This is a genomic window from Microbacterium sp. 05T445 (genome assembly GCF_056395865.1).
This window is the reverse complement of the sequence record NZ_JBFTKJ010000002.1, coordinates 860,595-880,708: the sequence shown is the minus strand read 5'-3', so window position 1 is coordinate 880,708 and position 20,114 is coordinate 860,595. Positions and strand designations below refer to the sequence as shown.

The 20,114-nt window shown below is 71.5% G+C and carries 16 protein-coding genes; 4 read left to right on the top strand and 12 right to left on the bottom strand.

Going from position 1 to position 20,114, the window contains the following annotated elements:
* Positions 1-13 precede the first annotated feature (13 nt).
* Genes infB through nusA form a run of 3 tightly spaced genes read right to left on the bottom strand, consistent with a single transcriptional unit; the run spans position 14 to position 4,183 of the window.
* Positions 14-2,821 carry a translation initiation factor IF-2 gene (gene infB / locus AC1DDU_RS13565; RefSeq protein ID WP_477434933.1) on the bottom strand — a complete coding sequence of 936 codons (2,808 nt, stop codon included), beginning with the start codon at positions 2,819-2,821 and terminating at the stop codon, positions 14-16.
* 56 nt (positions 2,822-2,877) lie between these two features.
* Entirely contained in the window at positions 2,878-3,150 is a 273-nt protein-coding gene (locus AC1DDU_RS13560; RefSeq protein WP_477434931.1) for a YlxR family protein, read from the bottom strand.
* Positions 3,151-3,193: 43 nt separating this feature from the next.
* A complete protein-coding gene (gene nusA / locus AC1DDU_RS13555) occupies positions 3,194-4,183 on the bottom strand; it encodes a transcription termination factor NusA (RefSeq protein ID WP_477434929.1) in 990 nt (329 codons plus the stop codon).
* A 149-nt stretch (positions 4,184-4,332) separates the two neighbouring features.
* Here nusA and AC1DDU_RS13550 point away from each other — a divergent pair, with 149 nt between their 5' ends.
* A complete protein-coding gene (locus AC1DDU_RS13550) occupies positions 4,333-4,932 on the top strand; it encodes an acetate uptake transporter family protein (RefSeq protein ID WP_477434928.1) in 600 nt (199 codons plus the stop codon).
* 7 nt (positions 4,933-4,939) lie between these two features.
* Here AC1DDU_RS13550 and AC1DDU_RS13545 read toward each other — a convergent pair whose 3' ends face one another.
* The 7 genes from AC1DDU_RS13545 to AC1DDU_RS13515 form a co-directional block, all read right to left on the bottom strand.
* Positions 4,940-6,853 (bottom strand): lipase family protein, encoded by a 1,914-nt coding sequence (locus tag AC1DDU_RS13545; protein WP_477434926.1) that lies wholly within the window; start codon positions 6,851-6,853, stop codon positions 4,940-4,942.
* A 160-nt stretch (positions 6,854-7,013) separates the two neighbouring features.
* A complete protein-coding gene (locus AC1DDU_RS13540; RefSeq protein WP_477436829.1) occupies positions 7,014-9,041 on the bottom strand; it encodes a PhoX family protein in 2,028 nt (675 codons plus the stop codon).
* Positions 9,042-9,247: 206 nt separating this feature from the next.
* Positions 9,248-10,297, bottom strand: a complete 1,050-nt coding sequence (locus tag AC1DDU_RS13535) for an LOG family protein (protein WP_477434924.1) — start codon at positions 10,295-10,297, stop codon at positions 9,248-9,250.
* Positions 10,298-10,386: 89 nt separating this feature from the next.
* Positions 10,387-11,652: a glycosyltransferase gene (locus AC1DDU_RS13530; RefSeq protein ID WP_477434922.1), complete on the bottom strand. Its 1,266-nt coding sequence runs from the start codon at positions 11,650-11,652 to the stop codon at positions 10,387-10,389.
* A gap of 187 nt (positions 11,653-11,839) precedes the next feature.
* Positions 11,840-13,636, bottom strand: a complete 1,797-nt coding sequence (locus tag AC1DDU_RS13525; protein WP_477434920.1) for a proline--tRNA ligase — start codon at positions 13,634-13,636, stop codon at positions 11,840-11,842.
* 34 nt (positions 13,637-13,670) lie between these two features.
* The gene (locus tag AC1DDU_RS13520) at positions 13,671-14,873 is read right to left on the bottom strand and encodes a hypothetical protein (protein WP_477434918.1); all 1,203 of its coding nucleotides are present in this window, start codon (positions 14,871-14,873) and stop codon (positions 13,671-13,673) included.
* Positions 14,864-15,403 carry an RNA polymerase sigma factor gene (locus AC1DDU_RS13515; RefSeq protein WP_477434916.1) on the bottom strand — a complete coding sequence of 180 codons (540 nt, stop codon included), beginning with the start codon at positions 15,401-15,403 and terminating at the stop codon, positions 14,864-14,866. Before AC1DDU_RS13515 ends, AC1DDU_RS13520 begins: the two co-directional genes overlap by 10 nt.
* 130 nt (positions 15,404-15,533) lie before the next feature.
* Here AC1DDU_RS13515 and AC1DDU_RS13510 point away from each other — a divergent pair, with 130 nt between their 5' ends.
* The 3 genes from AC1DDU_RS13510 (at position 15,534) to AC1DDU_RS13500 (ending at position 17,993) form a co-directional block, all read left to right on the top strand.
* Complete coding sequence (locus tag AC1DDU_RS13510) at positions 15,534-16,976, top strand: RNB domain-containing ribonuclease (protein ID WP_477434914.1); 1,443 nt, start codon at positions 15,534-15,536, stop codon at positions 16,974-16,976.
* 9 nt (positions 16,977-16,985) lie between these two features.
* On the top strand, positions 16,986-17,621 hold the full coding sequence (pcp, locus tag AC1DDU_RS13505) for a pyroglutamyl-peptidase I (RefSeq protein ID WP_477434912.1): 636 nt from the start codon (positions 16,986-16,988) through the stop codon (positions 17,619-17,621).
* A gap of 81 nt (positions 17,622-17,702) precedes the next feature.
* Complete coding sequence (locus AC1DDU_RS13500; RefSeq protein ID WP_477434911.1) at positions 17,703-17,993, top strand: hypothetical protein; 291 nt, start codon at positions 17,703-17,705, stop codon at positions 17,991-17,993.
* A 15-nt stretch (positions 17,994-18,008) separates the two neighbouring features.
* Here AC1DDU_RS13500 and AC1DDU_RS13495 read toward each other — a convergent pair whose 3' ends face one another.
* Together AC1DDU_RS13495 and AC1DDU_RS13490 are read right to left on the bottom strand one after the other, a co-directional pair.
* A complete protein-coding gene (locus AC1DDU_RS13495; RefSeq protein ID WP_477434909.1) occupies positions 18,009-19,214 on the bottom strand; it encodes a benzoate/H(+) symporter BenE family transporter in 1,206 nt (401 codons plus the stop codon).
* A complete protein-coding gene (locus AC1DDU_RS13490; protein WP_477434907.1) occupies positions 19,211-19,954 on the bottom strand; it encodes a metallophosphoesterase family protein in 744 nt (247 codons plus the stop codon). The genes AC1DDU_RS13495 and AC1DDU_RS13490 overlap by 4 nt, the downstream gene beginning before the upstream one ends.
* Positions 19,955-20,114: the final 160 nt, after the last annotated feature.

The window sequence follows — 20,114 nt, the reverse complement described above, 5'->3', positions numbered from 1 at the left end:
CTCACGTGCGCGATTACGCGCGGGGCTTCTCGACCATCTCGGTGGTCTCGATCTCGTCGCCCACCTGGATGTCGTTGTACTTGCCGAGGCCGATACCGGCTTCGTAGTCCGTGCGCACCTCGGTGACGTCGTCCTTGAAGCGGCGCAGCGACTCGATCGCCAGGCCGTCGGCGATGACCACGCCGTCGCGGATGACGCGCGCCTTGGCGTTGCGCGTGATCGTGCCCGAGCGGACGATGACACCGGCGATGTTGCCGAACTTCGAGGAGCGGAACACCTCGCGGATCTCGGCCACGCCCGACTGGACCTCTTCGTACTCCGGCTTGAGCAGGCCCTTGAGCGACTGCTCGACGTCGTCGATCGCGTTGTAGATGACCGAGTAGAACCGGACATCCACACCTTCACGTGCCGCGCGCTCGCGCGCCTTCGTGTCGGGACGGACGTTGAAGCCGATGACGATCGCGTTGTCGATCGTCGCCAGGTTGATGTCGGACTCGGTGATCGCACCCACACCGCGGTGGATGATCCGCAGCTGGACGGAGTCGTCGACCTCGATCTTGAGCAGCGACTCCTCGAGCGCCTCGACGGCACCCGACACGTCACCCTTGATGATGAGGTTGAGCGACTCGACCTTGCCCTCTTCGAGAGCACGGGTGAAGTCCTCGAGCGAGATGCGCTTGCGGGCCTTGGCCAGCTGGGCGTTGCGCTCGGCCGCTTCACGCTTCTCGGCGATCTGGCGGGCCGTGCGGTCCTCCTCGGTCACGATGAACGTGTCGCCGGCTCGCGGCACCGAGTTCAGACCCTGCACCTGCACCGGACGCGAGGGGTAGGCCTCTTCGACCGGGTCGCCGTTCTCGTCGATCATGGCGCGCACGCGGCCGTAGGCCGTGCCCGCCACGATCGCGTCGCCGACGCGCAGCGTTCCGGACTGGATCAGCACCGTGGCCACCGAACCGCGACCCTTGTCGAGCTTCGCCTCGATGGCGACACCGCGGGCGTCCTTGTTCGGGTTGGCCGTGAGGTCCAGGCCCGCGTCGGCGGTGAGCAGCACCGCGTCCAGGAGCTCCTGGATGCCGGTGTTCTGACGCGCCGAGACGTCGACGAACATGACGTCGCCGCCGTACTCCTCGGCGACCAGGCCGTACTCGGTGAGCTGCTGACGCACCTTGGCCGGGTTGGCCTCGGGCTTGTCGACCTTGTTCACCGCGACCACGATCGGCACGTTCGCCGCCTGGGCGTGGTTGAGCGCCTCCACCGTCTGCGGCATGATGCCGTCGTCGGCGGCGACCACGAGGATCGCGATGTCGGTCACCTGCGCACCACGGGCACGCATGGCGGTGAACGCCTCGTGACCCGGGGTGTCGATGAAGGTGATCGCACGCTCGATGCCGTCGTGCTCGGTCCAGACCTGGTACGCACCGATGTGCTGCGTGATGCCGCCGGCCTCGCCCGCGACCACGTTGGTCTGGCGGATGGCGTCGAGCAGTCGCGTCTTACCGTGGTCGACGTGACCCATGACGGTCACGACCGGAGGACGGATCTCGAGGTCATCCTCGCTCTCCGCCTCCAGCTCGGCCTCGAGGTCGAGACCGAAGCCCTCCAGGAGCTCCTTGTCCTCGTCCTCGGGCGAGACCATCTGGATCTTGTAGCCGAGCTCGGCGCCGAGCACCTCGAACGTCGCCTCGTCCAGCGACTCGGTGGCCGTGGCCATCTCGCCGAGGTTGAAGAGGATCGTCACCAGCGTGCCGGGCTGCACGGTGTACCCGCGCAGGGCCTCGAGCTTGTCGGCGAAGTCCGCGATCGATGCGCCGCGGCGCATGCGGATGATCTCGCCGTTGCCCTTCTGGACGTTGACGCCGCCGACGACCGGCGCCGACCGCATCTCGAATTCCTGCCGCTTCGCGCGACGCGACTTGCGCTGCTTCGACTTGCCGCCGCCCTTGCCGAAGGCACCGGCGGTACCACCGCCGGGGCCGCGACCGCGACCGCCGCCGCCACCCGGGCGACCGGCGAAGCCGCCGGGCGCACCCGCACCGGGCGCGCCGCCAGGACGCTGGAAGCCGCCGGCGCCGCCGGGACGACCGGGGCCGCCGGGACGCTGCTGGAAGGGGGCGCCGGGACGACCGCCACCACCGGGACGGCCCGCACCACCGGGGCGCGGAGCGCCCGGACGCGGGGCGCCGGGACGCGGAGCCTGCGGACGCGGGATGTTGCCGGGCGTCGGGCGCTGGCCCATGCCCTGCGCCGAAGCGAAGGGGTTGTTGCCCGGACGCGGGCCGGCGGGACGCTGGCCCATGCCCTGCGACGAGGCGAAGGGGTTGTTGCCGGGGCGCGGCGTGCCACCCGGACGCGGCGGCTGCGGAGTCGCAGCAGCGGGACCGGGCTTGGGTGCGCCGGGCGCAGCCGGCGCGGAGGCCGGAGCCTCGGGAGCAGCCTCCGCGGCGGGCGCGGCGGCAGCAACCGCGGGAGCCTTCGCCGCCGGAGCCTTCGCCGCCGGGGCAGCGGGAGCCGCCTGCGCAGCCGGAGCTGCGGGCGCGGCCGGACGGGCCGGACCGGGCTTGGCGGCGGGACCGGGCTTGGCGGCCGGTGCACCGGGCTTGGCCGCGGGCGCGGCCGGCGTCGACGCAGCCGGAACCGCGGCACCGGACTGGCCGGCGCCGTCGGCCTCGAGGGCAGCGCGAAGCTTTCGCGCCACCGGGGGTTCGATGGTGGACGAGGGGCTCTTGACGTATTCGCCGAGCGCCTTCAGCTTCTCCAGCGCGACCTTGCTGTCGACGCCGAGCTCAGAAGCGATCTCGTGCACGCGTGGTTTGGCAGCCACAAATTCTCCTGTCTGGGTCCACCCAGGCAGGGCAGACCGTTAGTCGCGGACGGGTCTCATTTCGAGCCGTTCACTTTGTTTCCATAGCCGTTCAGCCGTTTCTCGATGGTCTGCGTGTCAAGCGGGCCCGACACACGCAATGCCCGCACGAAGGCGCGGCGCCGGATCGCGGCATCCACGCACTCCGTCGCCTCATGCACCCACGCGCCTCGCCCGGGCATCGACGCGCGCTCGTCGGGGACGAGGACGGATTCGATGGAAACCACCCTGAGAAGGGTGGATCGGGGAGCACGCGTGCGGCATCCGACGCACGTTCGTACAGGTTCCATGTTACACCTCGGCGGTGGGGCCGAGCGCCGTGTGGCGCCGGGCTCAGCTCTCTTCGAGGATGCTGTCGGGCTGGATGTCGATCTTCGCGCCCGTGAGCTTGGCGGCCAGGCGGGCGTTCTGGCCCTCCTTGCCGATCGCGAGCGACAGCTGGTAGTCGGGCACGAGGGCCCGCACGGCCTTGTTGGAGGCATCCAGCACGAAGCTCGAGGTGACCTTCGCCGGCGACAGCGCGTTCGCCACGAACTTCGCCAGCTCGGGGTCGTAGTCGACGATGTCGATCTTCTCGCCGCCGAGCTCCTCGGTGACGGCGCGCACGCGACGGCCCAGTTCGCCGATGCAGGCGCCCTTGGCGTTGATCGACGGGTCGTTGGCCTTCACGGCGATCTTGGTGCGGTGGCCGGCCTCGCGGGCGAGCGACACGATCTCGACGAGGCCCGCGGGGATCTCGGGGACCTCGAGCGCGAACAGCTTGCGGACGAGTCCGGGGTGAGTGCGCGAGACCGTGATCTGCGGGCCCTTCTGGCCCTTCGCGACCGAGGTCACGTACACGCGCAGGCGCGAGCCGTGGGCGTAGTCCTCGCCCGGGACCTGCTCCTCGGGAGGCAGGATCGCCTCGACCGAGCCGAGGTCGACGTGCACCATGCGCGGGTTCGGACCCTGCTGCACGATGCCGGCGACGATGTCGCCCTCCTTGCCGCGGAACTCCCCCAGCACCGCGTCGTCGGCGATGTCGCGCAGACGCTGGCTGATGACCTGCTTGGCGGCGAACGCGGCGATACGGCCGAAGTCCTCGGGAGTCGACTCCTCCTCGCCGATCACGGCGCCCTCGTCATCGAGGAGCGGGATGTAGACGGCGACGTGGCCGGTCTTGCGGTCCAGCTCCGAGCGGGCGCCTTCCGGCAGCTCTCCGGTGGGCGAGGTGTGCTTGGCGTAGGCGGTCAGGATCGCCTGCTCGATGATGTGCACGAGTTCGTCGAAGGGGATCTCCTTCTCGCGCTCGACGGTCCGCAGCAGTCCGAGATCGATGTCCACGGGAGCCCTCCATTTTCAGGTCTGTATTCAGTTCGCGTTGTTCGATTGTCCGCGGGTGACCCCGCGACTCTCCAGATTATCGGATGCCGCGCCGATCGATGCCCTGGTCCCCCTGCTGCTGCGGCCCGCGTCCTGCCAGACTGAGCCCCGTGACCTCCAGCGCGATCGTCCGCCGGACCGCGGACCCCGGACTCATCGGCCTGCTCGGCTTCGTCATCGCGACCGTCACCGCACAGCTGGAGCATCTCGGGCTGCAGGACGAGAGCTCGGTGTTCTGGGTGGGGGCGGTCTTCGGTGGCGTCGTCCAGGTCACGGCGGGGATGCTGTCGTACTTCAGCGGCGACGACTTCCACTTCCTCGTCTACAACACCTTCGGGTGGTACTGGATCGTCGTGCCCGGCTTCCTCCTGGGCGAGGAGCTCGGCTTCTTCGAGGTCACCCAGACCGCCCGGGGACTGTTCGCGCTCTCGTTCGCGGTGCTCGCGCTCGCGTACGCACCCGCCGGCGCGACGCACAACACCGTCCTGCCCGTGACGCTGCTGGCGGTCTCGGGCGGCCTCGCGCTGCAGGGCGCGGCGGTGCTCAGCGGCTACGCCGGGGTGGGGATCGCCGGCTCCGTGCTGCTGCTGGTGGCCTCGGCCCTGGCCGCCTACATGGGCATCGAGAAGTTCTACTGGCTCACCCTGGGGCGTCATGTGGTGCCGCTGGGGCGGCCGTGGATCGCGGGCAGCGCGGACCGCGAATCCTGAGGGCCGCCTACGGCGGGCAGTCGTCGATGCGGGTGTCGGCGTGGCGGAAGCGGGCATCCGTCCAGTCGATGAGGACCGGAACGAAATGCGAGCCCGGCAGCAGCGTCCGCAGGTGGTCGTAGCCGCGGTACTCGAGGCTGCGGACCTGGTTGCCGTCCGCGCAGAGCCGATCGACGAACTCGCGCTGCAGATGCGGCGGGATGACCTCGTCCTGGTCTCCCCAGGCGATGAGGATGGGCTGGCTCCACGGACCGGTGGGGGTGTTGTCGGCCAGGCGCCGGCCCAGGGCACCGGTGGTGAGGTCGCCGACGTACAGCGGGCGGTCCTCCGAGACGCCCAGCGCCGCGGCCACCGAAACCAGCACGCCGGGCTCGGACGGGCAGCGCTGCGTCATCTCGCGGACGATCGCCTCCGATCCCGGCGCGATGTAGCGCGCCAGGTCGACGTCGTCGTACGTGTCGGCGTACGGGACCAGCACCCACGAGATGAGGATCGACAGCAGGGCGTTGGCGTCGCCGTGGGTGAGCTCCTCGGCGAGTTTTACCGGCTCGGCCGCCGGGGCGAGCAGAGCCGTCCCCCGCACGTCGAGCTGCGGCGCGTACTCGTCGGCGATCTGCGTCGTCCACAGCGCCGCGTGCCCGCCCTGCGAATGCCCCCACACGACCGTGCGCGCCGACAGCGTCAGGTCCTCAAGCTCGCGCGCCGCGATGACGGCATCCAGTGACGATCGCGCCTCGCCGCGACCGATGAGGTACGGGAACACGCCCGGCGCACCCTGCCCGGAGTAGTCGGAGGCGACCACGACCCAGCCGCGGGCGAGCGCGTCGTCGAGGCCGGGGATCGCCCATTTCGTCGCGGACGCGTCGCGCAGGCTCGGGGCGCAGCCTCGGGCGACGCCGGTGGTGCCGTGGTTCCACACGACGACGGGGCGGGGTCCGGGCGGCGGATCCTGCGGCACGATCACCAGGGCGCTCGCGACGGCGGGCTGACCGACCGCGTCGCGGGTCGTGTAGAGGATGCGGTGCACGTCCGCCCCGGGCGGCTTCTGCCCCGAGAACTCGTCGGAGCGGATGAGGCGTCCGTGCTCGTAGGGCACCACCGTCGGCGGATCGTAGAAGGCGTCCACCACCTGCGCGCCGTCCTCGAACCACGAGTTCGCCCACCAGCCCCCGACCGCGAGCACCACCAGCAGGGCCGACAGCGCGTATCGCCCCGCCGCGAGCCACGCCGAGCGCGCGCGGCTGCGGGGGCGGGCGGCGAGGGGGTGCGGCGCGGGCGGCACCGTGCGTCCCTGGAAAGCACCCGGTCGGGGCGCGGCATCCGTCCCCTCCCCCGAGCCGGTCGCCGGGACGGACCGCCTCCCCTCCACGAACGCTCGCACCGCTCGCACGAGCAGCGTCGCTCCGAACACGATCGTGCGGATTCCGAACACCACGGCGACGACGAGCACCGTCACATCGGGCCACGCGACCGACAGGATGCCGAAGGCGATCTGCGCGCCGCCCCAGACGCCTGCGAGCACCCGCTGGCTCACGCTGCCGCGGGTGACGGCGTCGTAGAGGGACGCGAGTCCGCCGAGCACCAGCAGCACCGCGATGATCTCGGGCAGGAGCTCGAGCGTGCGGCCGAGGCCGAGCAGGATCAGCAGTCCCAGCACCATCCACACCGCGCCGAATCCGATGCGCGACCACAGCGGCGTCTCGGGAGCCGCGAACACCCGAGCCAGGCCGGCGAAGATCGCGCTGAGTCCGACGTACACGGTGAGCAGCAGCAGCGACGTGAGCGGCCTCGTCACGATCAGCAGTCCGACCAGCAGCGACAGGGCGCCCACGGCCGCCAGCACGACCGGAGGGGCGCCGCGCACCAGCCGCGGCACCACACTCCACCCGGTCCTGGGTGGCCGGCTGCCCTCGCGGATCATCCGAACCATGCTAGATCGGCTTCCCGGGCGGGCGGTCCGAGCGGGCATTCGACCGAGCGCCGGCGCACGGCCTCATCGCGACGCAAACCCCCCGGCGCGCCGAGACCAGACGACGGCGGCGGCCTCCGGCATCCACCCGGTGCCGCCGCCTCGTGCGCGATCAGGCGCGGTAGACCTGCACCACCGCGGGGCGCGGCGCCGTCGCCACGTCGCCGGGCGCCGTAGAGCCGTAGTCGGGGAACAGCGACGTCGGCGCGGCGAACGAACCGCCTTCACCCGGATGCTGCACCGCGACGAACACCAGTCCGTCGTTGTCGTGGATCACCGGGCCGCAGGTCTCGGCCTCGCGGGGCACGGACAGGAACTGCTGCACGTGGCCGCGCTCGGCGCCCTCCAGCGGCACCAGGAAGAGCCCGTCATTGAACCCGATCGTGCTGGGCGCGCCGTCGGTGGAGATCCAGAGGTTGCCCGCCGAGTCGAACGCGAGGTTGTCGGGGCACGAGATCGGCGACACGAGCTCCTTCGGGAACCCGGCGAAGTACGAGTTCGCTAAGACGGCGGGGTCGCCGCACAGGAGCAGGATGCTCCAGCCGAAGGTCGTGCCGGACTGCCCGGCGGTCTCGGTGAGCTCGACGACGTGGCCGTAGCGGTTGCCGGTGACCGGGTTGGTCTCGTCCACCGTGGCCGCCGAGCGCGCCGAGTTGTTGGTGAGCGCCACGTAGACCTTGCCGGTCCTGGGGCTGGGCTGCACGTCCTCGGGGCGGTCCATCTTCGTCGCGCCCACGGCATCCGCCGCCAGTCGTGTGTGCACCAGCACCTGCTCGGTCGTGAAGCCGGGCACCGCGCTCACGCCGTTCTGCGTGAGCGGGATCCAGCGACCGGAGCCGTCGAAGAGGCCGTCGCTCGGCAGCGTGCCGGTGCCGGTGATCTCGCCGGCCGGCGAGTTGCCCGAGAACTTCGCGACGAACAGGTCGCCCTCGCTCAGCAGCTGCAGGTTCTTCTTGCGCGAGCCCGAGATGCGGTTCTTCGAGACGAACTTGTACAGGTAGTCGTTGCGCTCGTCGTCGCCCATGTAGGCGACCACGCGGCCGTCCTCCGCGACGATGACGTTCGCGCCCTCGTGCTTGAAGCGGCCCATGGCGGTGTGCTTGCGCGGGGTGGACGTCGGGTCCTGCGGGTCGATCTCGACGATGTACCCGAAGCGGTTGGGCTCGTTGACGTAGTCGGGATCGTGCGCGTCGAAGCGCGGGTCGTACTTCTCCCACCCGGTCGACGTCGACGTCGATGACGACGACTGGTATCGCTTCTGCGCGGCGGTGTCGGCCGCCCATGCGAAGTAGCCGTTGAAGTTCTCCTCGCCCGAGAGGATGGTGCCCCACGGCGTGGTGCCCCCGGCGCAGTTGCCGAGCGTGCCGTGCACCCAGCGGCCCTCGGGGTCGGCGGCGGTCTTGACGAGGTCGCTGCCGGCCGCGGGGCCGGTGAGCTCGAACACCGTCTCGACGGTGATGCGGCGGTTGCGCTTGCCGTCGACGACGTACGACCACGGCTCGCCGGTGCGCCTGCGACGGAGCTCGACCACCGACATCCCCTGCGCAGCCTTGTAGACGTCGCCGCGGCGCCGCAGCTCGACGGGGTCGGCGGACGGCGGGAACATGATCTCGGGGTTGACGTACTCGTGGTTGTTGACCAGCACGCCGGTCTTGCCGCTCTGGTCGGCGACGATGTCGAGGTAGTCGCTGTTGTAGCCGAACTGCAGGGACTGGGCGGCGGGGGTCTGCCCGGCGATGTCGAACACCGGGGCGTTCGAGAACAGCGGGTCGCCCCACCGGATGATCGGCCGCCACGTGTATCCCGACGGGACGGTGAGCTCGTCGACGAGCCGGTTCACCGGCGCGATCGGATCGAACGACAGGCTGCCGTTCGCAGGGCGGCCGAACGCCGCGCCCGCTCCCCCGACACCGGCTGAGCCCGGGCCCGACAGCGGCGCCTGAGCCCGCAGGCCGCCCACGGCGATCGCGAGGGCGCCGGCGGCGCCCAGGCCGAGCAGTGCCCGGCGCGACAGCGCGGCCGAGGCCACCTCCTGGAAGGTCTCGTTGTGAGACGAGTTGCATTCCGGACCCAGGCAGGCATTGGCGCACTTGTACTGGCAGGTCGCTGCGAGGCGCTTGCCCTGCACGTGGCCGGCCATGGGAAGGGAGCGGCGGAATCCTTCGACGATGCTCACGGGCGTCCTCTCGGCGAGTCGGGGGCTTCGAACGCCGCCCAGCCTCTCCGCCCTCGGCGAAGGCCGGCGGAACCCTCGGTGAACGCTCGGCGACGTCGCGATGAGAACGGCCTCATCCAGAGGCGGATGCCGTCACCTGCCGGCCGCCCTCCCCTCGAGGCGGGCACGGATCACGCGGCGGGGGCGGACTCCAGCGCGTCGAGGGCGCGAATGATCCGGTGGAGCTCGCCCACGCGGAACTGGTCGAGCCGGAGCACCAGGCGCGGCAGCTCGAGTTCGTCGTCGTCCTCGATCTCGACGGGAAGCGGCGCGCTGCGCTCGATACGGCCATCGGTGAGCAGAGCACCGAAGCGCGCGTTCAGCATCTCGACCTCGGCATCCGTCGGCTCGGCCTTCAGCCGCAGCACCAGGCGCTTGCCCACCCAGCGCAGCGAGTCGTAGTTGCGGTAGAAGCCCGTGATCTCGTCGACCGCGGCCTCGACGGAGTCGGTGACGAGCACACGGTCGAAGTCGTGGGCCGAGATGACTCCGGACGGGATGAGGTGGTCGTCGACGAAGCGTTGCAGGCCCGCCCAGAACGTCCCGCCCGGGGCGTCCAGGAGCACGACGGGCGTCGGATCCGCCTTGCCGGTCTGCTGCAGGGTGAGCAGCTCGAACATCTCGTCGAGCGTGCCGAAGCCGCCGGGCACGCACACGAAGCCGCGGGACTCCTTCACGAGCATGAGCTTGCGGGTGAAGAAGTACTTCATCGCGACATTGCGCGCGTTGTCGCCGACCACGGCGTTGGGCTTCTCCTCGAACGGCAGCCGGATCGAGACGCCGAGGGAGTTGTGGGGGCCCGCACCCTCGGCTGCGGCCTGCATGATGCCGGGGCCGGCACCGGTCACCACCATCCAGCCGCGCGCGGCGAGCGCGGACGCGGTCTGGGACGCCTGCCGGTACAGCGCGTCCTCCTCCCGCGTGCGGGCGGAGCCGAAGATCGTGACCTTCGGGATGTCTTCGTACGGCGCGAACAGCCGGTACGCCGCCCGCATCTCGGTCAGGGCGGCGCTGACGATCTTCAGATCCAGCCGGTCGCCGCCGTCCATTCCCAGGCCGATCCCCGTCGCGAGGATGCGGGCGACGAGATCGACGTTCTCCGTGATGCCGGCAGCGGCGATCGTGGCGCGCAGCTCCTCGGTGACGGTGTGCGGGATGGTTCCGGTGTCGGTCGGGCGCATGAGGCCAGCGTGCCACGCCGGGCGGATCGACGGGAGCGGTGTGGTGGCCGGGACGTGAACAGCGGATGCCGCGGCCCGGCGTGCGCGCGTCAGAGCATGCCCTCGAGCAGCTCCGCGGCGCGGGCCGGGCCGCCCAGGGACCGCAGCTGGGCCGCGACGCGCCCAGCCGCCGCGGCGATGGCCGGTTCGCCGAGCACACGGTCGACGCCCGCGGCGACGGCGGCGGCTTTCGGCGTGCCGGTGCGGAGGTTCACCCCGGCGCCGCTGTGCGCCACGCGCGCGGCCACCTCGGGCTTGTCCAGATCTCCGCCGGCGACCACGAGCGGGATCCCCTCGCCGAGGGCCGCGAGCGTGCCACCCCATCCGCCGTTGGTGATCGCGAGATCGACGCGCGGCAGCAGCGCGCCGAACGGGGCGAAGCCGATCACCCGGGTGTTGGACGGCACGGGGATCGGCAGCGTGTCGCGCCCTGCCACGCCGGTGGTCGCGACCACGAGCAGGTCGCGGCCCGCCAGGGCGGCCAGCGCCGGGTGCAGCAGGTCGTCGGGGTCGATGTTCTGCGTTCCCTGGGTCACCAGCACCACGCGGCGCCCATCGAGGTCGCGCCACCACTCCGGCAGCTCGCCGGGCGACGGCGCTGTCTGCGCCGCCAGCTCACCGACGAACCTGAGGTGTTCGGGGCGGTCGGTGCGACCGTAGTCCAGCAGCGGCGAGCCGCTGGCGACGATCAGCGTCTGCGAGAACACCAGGCGGTCCATCGTGAGCCCGCTGGGCGCCATGCCCACCGCGCGCTCCGCCTCGCCGATCGCACGCACCAGTGACCGGGAGATGAGCGGTACGGCCCGCCGCAGCGCGGCGTCCCGCAGCCGCGTGACGGGGTTCGTGCCCGGCCGCAGGCCCATGCCGCTCGGCGGTCCTGCCGGGCCTGGCAGATTCAGCGGGAGCAGCGCGACCGTGGCCCACGGCATCCGATTCCGCTCGCTGAACAGCACCGCGCCGATCGAGGTCTCATCGGCGGCGAGCGCGTCCCACGGCTCGCGCTCCCACTCCGCGGTCAGGTCGGCGACCTGCGCCGCCGCCGTGCCGATGAAGCAGTCGACCACGTTGACGAGCAGCTGCCGCATGCCCTTCTTGCCGACCAGGCGCGGGAACGTGGCCGTCATGTCGTTCTCGTCGAAGTCGGGGGCGACCTGCCACGGCACCAGTCGCGCGCCGCTCGCCTCGACCCGTGCGCGGAAGCGAGGCCCGGTGTAGAACCGTACGTCATGACCGCGCTGCACCAGGTGCCGCGCGATCGCCGTCATCGGCGCGACGTGACCGGTGAACGGCATCGTCGTCAGCAGGAACCGCCCCATGCGCGTCATCCTGACCCACCGGAGTCCGCGACACCAGGGCGGCGGGCGCGGGTCGGATGCCGGCCCGCCCCGGTTCCCGGCGACGGGAGTCGGGGCGCCGAGCGTGCCGCGCGACCGCGGCGAACGGCGAGAGCCGCGAGGACGCCACGGATCGGGCGTGCTCGCGGCTCTCGCGAAGCGGGCGGACTCAGCCGCGCAGGCGCGCGACGACCTCGGCGACCGGAACGACCTCACGGTCGCCGGTGCGGCGGTCCCAGAGCTCGACCTGACCCTCGGCGGCGCCGCGGCCGACGATCACGATCTGCGGCACCCCGATGAGCTCGGCGTCGCCGAACTTCACACCCGGGGAGGTCTTGGGGCGGTCGTCGTAGAGCACGTCGAGTCCGGATGCCTCGAGCTCGGCCGACAGCTGCTCGGCGACGTCGAACGCGACCTGGTCGCGACCGGCCGCGACCACCTGCACGTCGAACGGCGCGACCGAGGCCGGCCAGATGAGTCCCTTGTCGTCGTTGTTGAGCTCGGCGATGATCGCGAGGATGCGGGTGACGCCGATGCCGTACGAGCCCATCGTGACGGTCACGAGCTTGCCGTTCTCGTCGAGGACCTTCAGTCCCAGCGCTTCGGCGTACTTGCGTCCGAGCTGGAAGACGTGCCCGATCTCCATGCCGCGCGCGAGCTCGACAGGACCGGAACCGTCGGGAGCCGGGTCGCCTTCGCGCACCGTGGCCACCTCGACGTATCCGTCGCCGACGAAGTCGCGGCCGGCGACGAGGGTGTGCACGTGCTTCTGGTCGATGTTGGCGCCGGTGACCCATGCGGTGCCGTCCACGACGCGGGGGTCCAGCAGGTACCGGATGCCGGTGGCCGACTCCTCGCCGAGCACCGCCCCGGTCTCGGACCACGGACCGATGTAGCCCTTGACCAGCAGAGGGTTCTTCTCGAAGTCCTCGGGCGTCGCCGCCTCGACCTCGGCGGGGGCGAACGCCACCTCGACACGCTTGTCGTCGACGTCGCGGTCACCGGGAACACCGACGATCACGAGTTCGCGCGTGCCGTCGAGGTGCGTGAGCGCGAGCACGACGTTCTTGAGCGTGTGGGCGGCGAGCCACTCCTGGGCGTCCGCCGTGGCGGGGCCGGCGATCCCCGGCGAAGGAGCGTCGAGGTGGGCGTTGGCGTGGTCGACGAGCGTCTGGATCGTCGGGGTGTTCGGCGAGTCGAAGATCACCGGGGCGCCGAGGCCATCCAGGGCGATGGGCTCGGGCGCGGTCGTGGTGTACGCCTCGACGTTCGCCGCATAGCCGCCGGCCGACCGCACGAAGGTGTCTTCGCCGACCGCGGTCGGGTGCAGGAACTCCTCGGAACGCGAACCGCCCATTGCTCCGGCATCCGCCTGGACGATCACGTACTCGAGACCGAGCCGCTGGAAGATGCGCTCGTACGCGTCGCGCTGCGCCATGTAGCTGGCGTCGAGCCCGGCGTCGGAGGCGTCGAACGAGTACGCGTCCTTCATGGTGAACTCACGGCCGCGCAGCAGGCCCGCGCGGGGGCGCGCCTCGTCGCGGTACTTGTCCTGGATCTGGTAGATCGTCAGCGGCAGGTCCTTGTACGACGAGTACAGGTCCTTCACGAGCAGCGTGAAGGCCTCTTCGTGCGTCGGCGCGAGCAGGTAGTCGCCGCCCTTGCGGTCCTGCAGGCGGAACAGCAGGTCGCCGTACTCGTCCCAACGGCCGGTCGCCTCGTACGGCTCGCGCGGCATCAGCGCCGGGAAGTGCACCTCCTGGGCGCCCGCGGTCGTCATCTCCTCGCGGATGATCTGCTCGATCTTCGCCTTCACCCGCAGGCCCAGCGGCAGCCAGGCGAAGATGCCTGCTGCCTGCCGGCGGATGTAGCCGGCGCGCACGAGCAGCTTGTGGCTCGCGACCTCGGCATCGGCGGGGTCTTCACGGAGGGTGCGGAGGAAGAAGTTCGACAGACGGGTGACCACGAGGACCAAGTCTAGAGCGAGCGGATGCCGCGCCTCAGCCGAGCTCCGCCAGCACCGCTTCGGCGATCGAGACGAGAAGCTCGACTCCGTCGACGGACCCGTCGCCCGAGAGCATGAGGACGTTCACGCCGTCGGAGACCGCAAGGATGTTCGCGGATCCCTCGTAACGATCCAGGCCGGGCACCCACCTGGCCGAGACCGCCCCCGTGACCTCGACAGGTTCCGAGTACTCGGCCGCTTCGACCGTCGCGAAGCTCACCGCTCCCCCGGGCACGGTCGCGACCCCTACGCCGGCGCCGTCGGCGTACTCCGGCCCCGTCCCCGACGTCAGGTGCAGGTCGCAGCTGGATGCCCTGCTGTCCGGCGAGGCGATCTGATTCGGATGCGGCGTCGTCTGCTGGGGTGCCTCAGGCGAGTAGTCGAGCACTGTGACCCGCTCGAATCCGTAGGTTCTCGGGTCGAGATCCCCAGCCAAGTCGTCGCAGTTCAGGGCACCCCACCAGAGCTCCGTCGGATCGGCTGTCTCGGGAGCGCGGAAGTCAGCCAACCGCGCGGCTGCTGCGGCGAAGGCGGCCCGCGTGCCCTCAGCCGATACAGCCTGGGCGTAGCCTGTCGTCCTGACGAGCAGCCAGACGCCATCCCGGACCCCGCTCGCATCGCAGATCATGCGCTCGCCGTCTTCGGTCGGCTCGCATCCGGTGCGCGTGACCGCGCGCACATCAGCGGGGACGATGCCATCGGGATAGGCGTACACGTTGACCAATGCCCCGAGGTACTCGCCGGTCGAGAGCCACAGGCAGTCGATCCCACCTGAGACCGCGAGCCCGCCCGTTTGCCAGGGGTAGTCGGAACGTGACATGTCCTGGCCCGCCGCGTCGGCCGCCTCGTTGTCGGTCAGAACGTTCGAGCAGTCACCGCCGAATGGCATGACGCCGAGGGAGGCGGCCGCACCCGGCCCGATCGGCTCCGTGGTCGGGGTAGCCGTCGGCGTCGGGCTCGGACTCGCCGAAGGAGTCGGCGCGTCCGTGCTCACCGGGGCCGGCTGGTCGGCTCCGAGCAAGGTCGAGACCCCGAAGACCCCGCCGGCGAGAACCGCCACCATCGCAACAGCGACGGTGCCCGAGATCCACGCCGCGCGGTGATGCCCGACGGGTTTGATCGTCCGCGCCCCCGACAGCAGGCGTTCGCGCAGCGCGCCGCGCTCCAGGGGGGTCAGCTCGTCTTCGTTCAGGCCCATGATGCCTCCAGTGCCGAGATCTCGTCGCGGAGTTTCGCCTTCGCTCGTGAGAGGCGGGACTTCACCGTCCCGACCGGGATGCCGAGCGCTTCTGCGGCGGCGTTCGCGGGGTACCCCTCGAGCACTGTGAGGACGATCACGCTCTGGTCACGCGGCGAGAGCCGCTTGAGCGCGGCCAGCACTCCGCTCTCGTCGTGGAGGATGGGATGACCGTGCTCGTCACGGACCGGCGCTCGTTCGACCAGCGTCCGGTAGCGCCGCCCCGACCGTTCCAGGTTGCGCGCACAGTTCGCGACTGCGTTGAGCAGCCACGGAAGCGGTGACCCGTCCACGAGGCGCACGTTCTCGCGCTTGCGCCAGAGCTCGAAGAACGCGATGGTGACGGCATCCTTCGCGTCCTCCCGCGAAGTGAGCAGACGACACGCATGCCGGAACAGCCGTGCCTCGTGCCGGTCGAACAGGATGCCCAGCGCGGACTCGTCGCCCGTGCGCACCCGGCCCCAGAGGGCGGCGTCTTGGTCGTCGCTCATATCCAGTAGTGTCCGCGAACGCGGAGATGGTTCCCGACCAGTCCGAACAGCCTGTGGAGGACCGCGTGGTGGTGCTCTGCACGCCCAAGATGCCCGACGCGAGTCGGGCGCCGATGCCTACACTGAGCGGGTGCCCGCACGCCGACCTCGACTCGTCCCCAGTCGTGTGCACGACGAGCTCGTCGAGTCGCTGGCGCAGCTGCGCGACGAGCTCGACCTGCCCGACGGCTTCACCGTGGAGGCGGAGGCGGAGGCGCGACGGGCCGCGCAGGAGGTCGCTCTCGATCCGGCGCGCGCACAGCTGGATGACCTGCGCGACATCGCGTTCCTGACGATCGATCCCGCCGGGTCGCAGGATCTGGATCAGGCGATGCACCTCGAGCGCACCGCGCACGGGGCCGTGCTCCACTACGCGATCGCCGATGTGCCCGCGTTCGTGGCGCCGGACGGACCGATCGACGCCGAGGCGCGGCTGCGGGGACAGACCCTGTACGCAGCGGACGGCAGGATTCCGCTGCATCCGCCCGCGATCAGCGAGGACGCGGCATCCCTCCTGCCGGGGCGCGACCGTCGCGCATACGTGTGGCGGTTCGATCTCGACGAGGGCGCGCGTGCGGTGCGCACGACGCTGCGCCGGGCCGTCATCCGCTCGCGGCGCCAATGGGACTACGCCGGCGCGCAGGCCGCGATCGACACGGGGACCGCACCGCCCGAGCTGCAGACGCTCGCCTGGTTCGGTCCGCTCCGCCTCGAACGGGAGGCCGAGCGCGGAGGCGCGAGCCTGAACGTGCCGGAGACCCGCATCGTCGGCGACGACGCCGGCTACCGCCTGGAGCGCGACGCACCGCTGCCGGTCGAGGACTGGAACGCCCAGGTGTCGCTGCTGACCGGGATGGCCGCCGCCGAGATCATGCTGCGCGGCGGCGTGGGAGTCCTCCGCACGATGCCGGCGGCCGACGCCGACGACATCGCTGCTTTCCGCGCACAGACCGCGGCGCTCGGCATCCCCTGGCGCCCGGAGGTCCGCTACGGCGACTACCTCCGCGGCCTGGATCGGGCAGCGCCCGCGGCGCTGGCGATCCTCGAAGCCGCCTCCGGCCTGTTCCGGGGCGCCGGCTACGTCGCGTTCGACGGGACGCCGCCCGAAGACCCGGCGCAGGCGGCGATCGGCGCGCCGTACGCCCACACCACGGCGCCGCTGCGCCGGCTCGTCGACCGGTGGTCGCTCGTGGTGTGCGAAGCGCTCGGGAACGACCGCCACGTGCCCGCATGGGTGCGCGAGAGCCTCCCCGCGCTGCCGAAGCTCATGGGGCGCAGCGACGGTATCGCCGGACGCCTCGGCGCGGCGACGCTGGACCGGGTGGAGGCGGCGCTGCTCTCGGGCAGGGAGGAGCGCACGTTCGAGGCGGTGGTGCTGGGCCGGCGCAACGGCGACGCCCGCGTGCAGCTGACCGAGCCGCCCGTGACGGCCAAGGTCGACGGCCTCGATGCGCCGGCGGGAACGACGGTGCGCGTGCGGCTGGTGACCGCGGACATCGCGACCGGCACCGTCGTGTTCGCGCCGACCGCCTAGCCTGGTCCGATGACCACCGTGCTCCTCACCGGATTCGAGCCGTTCGGCGGCGACACAGCGAACCCCTCGGGAGAGGCGGTCCACCTGGTCGCCGAGCAGTGGGCAGGGCCTGAGCGGCTCGTCACCGCCGTGTTGCCGGTGACCTTCGACAGCGCGGCCGCGCGCCTGCGAGGGCTCATCGCCGAGCATCGGCCGGACGCCGTGATCGCGGTCGGGCTGGCGGGTGGACGTGCCGCGATCGCTGTCGAGCGCGTCGCGGTGAACCTCGTCGACGCGCGCATCCCCGACAACGACGGCGCACAGCCGATCGAAGTGCCGAGCGTCCCGGGTGCCCCTGCCGCGCACTTCGCGACGCTTCCGGTCAAGGAGATCACGCGTCGCATCGCCGACGCCGGCGTTCCGGCGGAGCTTTCGTACTCGGCGGGGACGTTCGTGTGCAACCACGTCTTCTTCACGGCGATCGAGGCTGCGGCATCCGCGACCCGCGCCGGATTCGTGCACGTTCCGTGGTCTGCCGAGCACGCACCGTCGCCGGATGCCGCCACCCTTCCGATCGCCGACATCGCCCGCGCGCTCGAGATCGCGGTGCGGACGACCCTCGACGTCGCGACGGATGCGACGGTGCCCGGGGGCACGCTGCACTGACGGCATCCGGGCCGCCGGAATACACCGCGGCCCGCCGCGCTTGCATGACTCCATCGCCTCGCCGCCATCGCAAGGAGTCTCATGAGCGACACCGCCACCGACACGACCTCCGTCGATGACACTCCCGCGGCGCCGGTGCCCGCGACCGCTCCCCCGTCGGTGCACGTGCGGGCGGTCGTGACGTGGCTCGCCATCTTCCCCCTCGTCTCGATCGGCATGCTGCTGCTGGCCCCCGTGTCGGAGTCGTGGCACCCGATCCTGCGCGCGCTGGTGCTGACGGCCGTGGTCGTGCCGCTGGCCGTGTACGTCGTCGTGCCACGCCTCCTCGGCGCATACGGCGCGCTCGCCCGGCGGCGAGCCGCTCGCCGCTGAGACGGCGCCTCCCCCTCAGCGCGTGCGGCGCCCGGCGTGCAGCACTTCACGCACCACCAGGCCCGCGACGAGCGCCCAGAACGCGGCGCTGACGCCGGCGATCGCGACACCCGACGCCGCAACGAGGAACGTGACGACTGCGGGCAGCCGCTCCCCTGGGTCGTCGATGGCCTGCTGCACGGCGCCGCCGAACGCCCCGAACAGCGCGATGCCGGCGACCGCCGGGATGACGGCATCCGGCGCGACGACGACCAACGCCACCAGCGCCGCCGAGAGGCCGCCCAACACGATGCCGCTCGCTCCGGTCGACACGCCGGCCACCCAGCGGCGCCGAGGATCGGGGTCGGCGTCGGGCGCCGCGGCGAGCGCCGCACTGATCGCCGCGAGGTTGATCGCGTGGCCCCCGGCGGTCGCCCCGAGGGCGGTGCCGACACCGGTCACGAGCATCGCCGGGCGCCACGGCACGTCGTACCCGAAGCTGCGCATGATCGCGACGCCCGGCACGTTCTGCGACGCCATCGTCACGAGGAAGAGCGGCAGCGCCAAGCCGACGACGGCGCCGACGGTCAGCGTCGGCGCGGTGAACTCGAGCCGCGGCACGAGCGCCGCAGGATCGATGGTCGCCCCGGTCGTCGCGAGATGCACCCCGACGACGACGGATGCCGCGACGAACGCGAGCGGAACCGCCCATCGCGGAGCGACCCGCACGAAGACGAGCCAGGTCAGCAGGACCGGTACGACGCCCCATGGGTTGACCACCAGCCCCGTCACCGGTGCGAGGCACAGCGGCAGCAGGACCCCCGCGAGCATCGCCTGCGCGATCGAGGGCGGGATCCGCGCGATGAGTCCGCCCAGCTGCGGCCACAGCGCCGTCAGCAGGATCAGGCCCGCCGTCACGAGGAACGCGCCGACCGCTGCGCCCCATCCGCCCTCCACGGCACCGGTGGCGGCGAGCACTGCGGCGCCGGGCGTCGACCAGGCGACCGTGATCGGCATGCGGTACCGCCACGCAAGGAGGATCGCTGATACTCCCATCGTGAGGCACAGCACGAGCAGTCCGCTCGCCGCCTGCGCGCGCGACGCGCCCACGGCGTCGAGACCGGTGAGCACGACGGCGAACGAGCTCGTGACGCCGACGAGCGCCGTCACGACCCCGGCGACGATCGGCCGCGACAACGGCGCGGCGGGCCCCGGCGGTGTCGTCGCCGCCGTTGCGCTCACCGCTGCCGTCCGCGGTAGACGGCGGTACGGAGTTCGATCTCCCACACGTCGCTCAGCGGCATCAGCGCGCGATGCGCCTCGGCGACCTCGGCGTCGACGTCGTACGGCACGCGCACGAAGCGGACCTCGAACGGGGCGGCGTCGGGCGCGTCGAGGACGCCTTCGAGGATCACATAGGCGGCGTTCGGCTCGTCGAGCGGGTTCCCCACGCTCCCGACGTTGAAGAGCGTGCGTCCGTCACGCGCCGAAAGGTACGTGTGGTGGATGTCGCCGTAGCCGACGACGGTGGGCTCGGGCCCGTCGCCGGTCATCGGCGTCCTGCGGAACATCCCGTCGAACTCAGCGTCGGTGTGCCGGTGCCCGACGCGCACGTGCGGACTCTGCGCCGAGGCGTGGAAGAGGCGGACGCGGCGCCCGCTCATGACGAGGTCGTGACTGAGCGGCAGCTGCTCGAGCCATGCGAGCTGCGCCGGTGTGAGCTCGTCGCGCCACCAGCGGAACTCTGCGGGCTCTTCGTCGAAGACGTGCCCGATGAGATCGTCCCAGTTGCCGCGGAGGTTCACCTCGCAGACGTCGCGCAGACGCTCGGTCACGGCGCTGCCTCGCGGGCCCTTGCCGACGTTGTCGCCGAGATTGAAGATCCGGGTGATGCCACGGCCCGCGATGTCGGCGAGCACGGCCTCGAGCGCGGTCAGGTTGCCGTGGACGTCGGCGATGAGGGCGATCCGGTCGAGGGGCACCCTCGGATCATGCCATGCCGGCACCCGGCGCTCGCGCGGGGTTGCGGGTCGCGGATCCGAGGCCGCGACGCGTGAATCCGCCCTTGTGCGGGCCGCGACCGGCATGGTGGGATGGCCCCCGGGGAAGGGCCGCCCAGGGAGGTGTCCGGTACGCCAGGCC

Coding starts and splice junctions, on each gene's coding strand:
- AC1DDU_RS13560 (WP_477434931.1), bottom strand. CDS start 3,150: ATGGAACCTGTACGAACGTGCGTCGGATGCCGCACGCGTGCTCCCCGA.
- AC1DDU_RS13545 (WP_477434926.1), bottom strand. CDS start 6,853: ATGATCCGCGAGGGCAGCCGGCCACCCAGGACCGGGTGGAGTGTGGTG.
- AC1DDU_RS13540 (WP_477436829.1), bottom strand. CDS start 9,041: ATGGCCGGCCACGTGCAGGGCAAGCGCCTCGCAGCGACCTGCCAGTAC.
- AC1DDU_RS13535 (WP_477434924.1), bottom strand. CDS start 10,297: ATGCGCCCGACCGACACCGGAACCATCCCGCACACCGTCACCGAGGAG.
- AC1DDU_RS13530 (WP_477434922.1), bottom strand. CDS start 11,652: ATGGGGCGGTTCCTGCTGACGACGATGCCGTTCACCGGTCACGTCGCG.
- AC1DDU_RS13520 (WP_477434918.1), bottom strand. CDS start 14,873: ATGGGCCTGAACGAAGACGAGCTGACCCCCCTGGAGCGCGGCGCGCTG.
- AC1DDU_RS13515 (WP_477434916.1), bottom strand. CDS start 15,403: ATGAGCGACGACCAAGACGCCGCCCTCTGGGGCCGGGTGCGCACGGGC.
- pcp (WP_477434912.1), top strand. CDS start 16,986: ATGACCACCGTGCTCCTCACCGGATTCGAGCCGTTCGGCGGCGACACA.
- AC1DDU_RS13500 (WP_477434911.1), top strand. CDS start 17,703: ATGAGCGACACCGCCACCGACACGACCTCCGTCGATGACACTCCCGCG.